This is a genomic window from Hyphomonas sp., assembly GCF_046313735.1.
Classification (GTDB): domain Bacteria; phylum Pseudomonadota; class Alphaproteobacteria; order Caulobacterales; family Hyphomonadaceae; genus Hyphomonas.
On sequence record NZ_JBKBXW010000051.1, the window covers coordinates 1 to 5,040 of the forward strand.

Below are 5,040 nucleotides of genomic sequence, written 5' to 3' on the forward strand. Positions count from 1 at the left end.
TGGCGGCAGTCTTCGGGGCTGGCTCGCTCAGCTATTATGCCGTCGCGGTCGCCAATGCGGCCGACCGGGCGGACAATGACGAGATTACCTCGATGATGGCGGGCATCCTCGTCGTCTGGGGCGTTGGTTCGGTGGCGGGGCCGGTCCTGGCCGGCGGGGCCATGCAGCTCCTGCAGGGCGGCGCCGGATTGTTCGCCTTCGCCGCTGTGATGCTCGGCGGGCTCGCTTTCCTGTGCCTGTCGCGCGTGGCGGTTTCGCCGCAGCCGCCAGCGGAGGCACGCGAACCTTTCAGCGTCTCGCCCGCTACCAGTCTTGCCATTGCTGAATTCGATCCGCGCGGCGACGCCGACGACGGCCAGCTTGAACTTTTTGCGGCCAGCGCGCCGCCGCCGCTCGAGGACCCTGCCTAATGATCACCACCATCAGCTTTGTCGTCATTCTCTCGCTCTTTCTGCTCGTCGGGCTCGCCTCCGGCCGGAAGGCCAAGGGCAGCCGGAAGGATTACTACCTCGCCAGCAGCAGCGTGAACCCTTGGCTGGCGGGCCTGTCGGCGGTGTCCACCAACAATTCGGGCTACATGTTCATCGGCGTGATCGGGTTCACCTATGAGGTCGGCCTCGCCTCGATCTGGCTGATGCTCGGCTGGATCATCGGCGACTTCATTGGTTCCAGCTTCATCCACCGGCGCCTGCGCCGCGCGACGGCCCAGTCGGGCGAAGCCTCCTTCGCCGGCGTCATCGCGCGCTGGTATGGCGACACGTTCGGCGTCTGGCGCCGGATCGCGGCGGTGATCATGGTCGTGTTCCTCGTCGCCTATGCAGCGGCGCAGATTTCGGCGGGCGGGAAGGCGCTGGAAGGTGTGCTTGGCATCAACCCCTGGACCGGGGCGGTCGCGGTGGCGGTGATGGTGCTGATCTATTCCATCGTCGGCGGCATCCGCGCCTCGATCTGGACCGACGGGGCGCAGGCCACCGCAATGATGATCGCGATGACGGTGCTGTTCATCGCCGCGATGGCGGGAGTCGGCGGGCTCAGCGGCGCCATCGAGAAATGGAGCGCGCTGCCGGGCTATCTGGATCTCTTCCCGGATGACCTCCTGCTGCCGGGCCTGCTCGGCCTGCTCCTGTTCATCGTAGGCTGGCTGTTTGCGGGCTTCTCGGTGGTCGGCCAGCCGCATGTGATGGTGCGGTTCATGGCGCTCGACAAGGAGAGCAACATGGCCAAGGCGCGGGCCTGGTACTATGGCTATTTCACCATCTTCTATGCGCTGGCGACCGGGGTGGGCATGCTCTCGCGCCTCTACCTGCCGGACCTCGCGGACATCGACCCCGAACTCGCTTTGCCTCTGATGGCGGTGGAACTGCTGCCGCCCATCCTCGTCGGGCTGATCCTGGCGGGCATCTTTGCCGCCACCATGTCAACGGCGGACTCCCTCGTCCTCTCCTGTTCGGCGGCGTTCACGCATGATCTCGTGCCGCAGCGGCTGGAGACGACCTGGATGATGAAGGGGGCAACGGCAGTGGCGATCATCATCGCGCTCGGCCTCGCCCTATCGGAGAACCAGAGCGTGTTCGATCTCGTCATTCTGGCCTGGTCGACGCTGGCCTCGGCCTTTGCACCGCTGCTGACGCTATACGCGCTGCGCCGGTCGGTGACGCAGCCGGTAGCCATCGCGATGCTGGTGATCGGGGTCAGCACGGCGCTGATCTGGCGCTTCGGCCTTGGCTGGCACACCAGCATTTATGAAGGCCTGCCGGGCATCCTGGCGCCGCTCCTGATCGGCTGGGTGCTGTCACGGCCGCGCAGCGTCGCGCATGCCGAGACGCCGCCGGAAGCGGCAGGCGAACCGGCGTCTGGCTGAACCTGTTGCAGGCAGGCGCAAATTTGCCCCGGCGCAGCAACGAAATGTCATCGGAACGGGTGTAACCGGCGTAGAAGGCGGGTGAAGCCAGCTTGTCATTTTGCGCAGTTTACTGCGACGGAAACATAGGCACGCGGCGTTTAACCCCTGAAAGTCCACCGTTTTACTGACGAGTATTCATGTTGAAGCCTGCATTTCTCACCGGCCGCTGGGTCTGGATCCCGGCCGCGCTCGTGGTCGCTATTGGCGGTTGGTTCACCTGGCAAGCCATCTGGGGCGCGGAAAAACCGCCTGAATACCAGACGGCGGAAGTCACGCGCGGCGACCTGGAAGTGACGATCTCCTCGGCTGGCAAGATCCTGCCGCGCGAGACGGTCGCGGTCGGCGCCCAAGTTTCCGGCCAGCTCAACGAGCTGTTCGTCGAGGCGGGCGACTTCGTGGAGCGCGGCGACCTGGTCGCCCGGATCGACGCAACGATTGCCGAGACCAATGTGGAAGCGAGCGAAGCGCAGCTGCGCGAGCTGGAAGCCACCCGCAAGCAGCAGCAGGCCTCGCTCGGCCTGGCGCGCGCGAATTTCGAGCGTGCCAAGATGCTGTTCGAGAATGACGCGGTCGCGCGGGCCGACTTTGAAGCCGCGCAGGCGGAATACACCGTCGCGCAGGGCCGGATCGAAGCGATCAATGCCCAGATCTCGCGCCAGTCTTCCACGCTTCGCGCCCAGCGCGCGACGCTGGAGTTCACCAATATCTATGCCCCGATCAGTGGCACGGTCGTCTCGCTCGAGGCGGTCGAAGGCCAGACGCTGAATGCGGCCCAGACGGCGCCGACCATCCTGACGCTGGCGGACCTCTCCATCATGACGGTCGAGACGGATGTCTCCGAAGCCGATGTGCTGCGCATCGAGCCCGGCCAGGACGCCTGGTTCACAACGCTGGGCGACGCAGCGCGGCGCTGGCCGACCACCGTGCGGCAGGTCCTGCCGACGCCGGAAGTGCTGAATGATGTGGTGCTCTACAAGGCACTGCTGGATGTCGAGAATCCCGAGAGCCGCCTGAAGCCGCAGATGACGGCGCAGGTCTTCTTCCTCACGGGTGCAGCCCGGGGCGCCGTACTGGTGCCAGTGACGGCGCTGCAAACTTCGCCCGGCCGGGGCCAACGTCCCGGCGGCGCGCAGGGCCGTCAGACGGCGGAAGCCGGCCAGGGCCGTCCTGCACGCACCGGCGGAGGTCTGATGCAGGCGGAAGCCAGCGAGCCTGCCACGCCGCGCGGCGGCGGACGTGACGGCGGCAACCGCGACGCGATGCGCGCCGCCCGTGAAGCGAACCCCGACGCCGAGCCCGGTATGGTGCTGGTGATGACCGCCGACGGTACGCCCCGTCCCCAGCCGGTGCTGGTCGGCCTGCGCACGCGCACCCATGCCGAAATCATCCAGGGGCTCGAGCCCGGCCAGATTGTCGTGACCGGTGAAGTCTCGCTGCAGCGTCCGGCCGGCCCGCCGCAGGGCCAACAGCGCGGCGGACCGCCTCCCGGCATGCGCCGGGGCTGATGGAACACGCCGCCATGAATGCACCGCTGATCGAACTCAAGACTGTGAACCGCTATTACGGTGCGGGCGACACCGAAGTGCGCGCGCTGGACGGTGTGTCGCTGACCATCCGCTCCGGCGAATATGTAGCCATCATCGGCCAGTCGGGCTCCGGCAAGTCGACACTGATGAACATTCTCGGCTGCCTCGACCGGCCAACCGCCGGCACCTATACGATCCGGGGGCAGAACATTGCCGAACTCGAAGCCGATGCGCTGGCCTCGCTTAGGCGGCAGACCTTTGGCTTCATCTTTCAGCGCTATAATCTGCTGGCGAGCGTCACGGCCTCCGAAAATGTCGAGATCCCGGCCGTCTATGCGGGCCTGAAACTGGCTGAGCGCAAGGAGAAGGCAGGCGAATTGCTCGGGCGTCTCGGCCTTGGCGACCGGATCCATCACAAGCCCGGCCAGCTATCCGGCGGCCAGCAGCAGCGCGTGGCGGTCGCCCGGGCGCTGGTCAATGACGCCGAGGTGATTCTGGCGGACGAGCCGACCGGCGCGCTCGACTCCGGCTCCAGCAATGACCTCCTGAACCTGCTCGAAGAACTGCACAATGAAGGCCGCACGATCATCCTGATCACGCATGACCCAAAGGTCGCGGCCCGCGCCAAACGCGTCATCGAGATCCGCGACGGCCATATCGTTTCCGACAGCGGCGCAGACGCCGCGGCGCCCGAGACCGAGGCCGTCTACCGCTATGCCCGCCGCGGACCGTCACCCATCGTGCAGGTTCTGGAATCGGTCAAGATGGCCTTTCGCTCCCTGCGCGCGAACCTGTTCCGCACAGCGTTGACGCTGCTCGGCGTGATCATTGGCGTCTCGGCCGTGGTGGCGATGCTCGCCATTGGCGAGGGCAGCCGGGCGGAGGTCATGGCGCGGTTTGAATCGATGGGGCCGAACCTGCTCTTCGTGCGCCCTGGCGCGCCGGGCCAGCGGGTACGTGGCGGCGCCATCGCGACCTTGACCATTGAAGATGCGCAGGCGGTCGGCGAACTGCAGAATATCCTCGCAGCTGTGCCCGCGCGGAACGGGAACTCTACGCTGCGAGTCGGCGGGCGCGATTACCAGACCTCCATCGAAGGCACATCCGAAGACTGGCCCATCGCCCAGAACCGTAAGCTGATGCACGGCACCTTCTTCACCCGCGATGATGTCGAGGGCCGGATCGGCGCAGTGGTGCTCGGCACGACCACCGCCGGGAACCTGTTCGACAATCTGTCCTCCGCTGTCGGACAATATGTGTTCATTGCCGGTGCGCCATTCGAAGTTGCCGGCATCCTCGAAGAACGCGGCGCGACCTCATGGGGGCAGGATCAGGACGATGTTGCGCTGGTGCCGATCTCCACGGGCATGATGCGGCTGTTCGGCCAGAATTACCTCTCCTCGATGACCGTCGCCGTGGATGATACGCGCCGTATGGCCGAAACCGAGGCGGCGGTGCATGCGCTCCTCCTGTCGCGCCACGGGACGGAGGATTTCCAGATCCGCAACACCGCCGCGATCCTGGAATCGGTACAGGAGACGCAGAACTCCTTCTCCATCCTGCTCGGCTCGGTGGCGGCGATCTCGCTGCTGGTTGGCGGCATCGGGGTGA

Annotated in this window: 3 protein-coding genes and 1 pseudogene; all 4 read left to right on the forward strand. The window is 66.1% G+C overall.

Annotation, left to right across the window (positions count from 1 at the left end):
* Nucleotides 1-410 (forward strand): annotated as a pseudogene (locus ACK4SV_RS15820) (MFS transporter); the annotation flags it as partial.
* Nucleotides 410-1,861, forward strand: a complete 1,452-nt coding sequence (locus ACK4SV_RS15825; RefSeq protein WP_409918809.1) for a sodium/proline symporter — start codon at nt 410-412, stop codon at nt 1,859-1,861. The pseudogene ACK4SV_RS15820 and the gene ACK4SV_RS15825, both read left to right, overlap by 1 nt.
* Before the next feature lie 179 nt (nt 1,862-2,040).
* The gene (locus ACK4SV_RS15830) at nt 2,041-3,408 is read left to right on the forward strand and encodes an efflux RND transporter periplasmic adaptor subunit (RefSeq protein WP_409918810.1); all 1,368 of its coding nucleotides are present in this window, start codon (nt 2,041-2,043) and stop codon (nt 3,406-3,408) included.
* Between the two features lie 14 nt (nt 3,409-3,422).
* On the forward strand, nt 3,423-5,040 hold a 1,618-nt coding region (locus tag ACK4SV_RS15835; RefSeq protein ID WP_409918811.1), incomplete at its 3' end, for an ABC transporter permease.

Coding starts and splice junctions, on each gene's coding strand:
- ACK4SV_RS15825 (WP_409918809.1), top strand. CDS start 410: ATGATCACCACCATCAGCTTTGTCGTCATTCTCTCGCTCTTTCTGCTC.
- ACK4SV_RS15830 (WP_409918810.1), top strand. CDS start 2,041: ATGTTGAAGCCTGCATTTCTCACCGGCCGCTGGGTCTGGATCCCGGCC.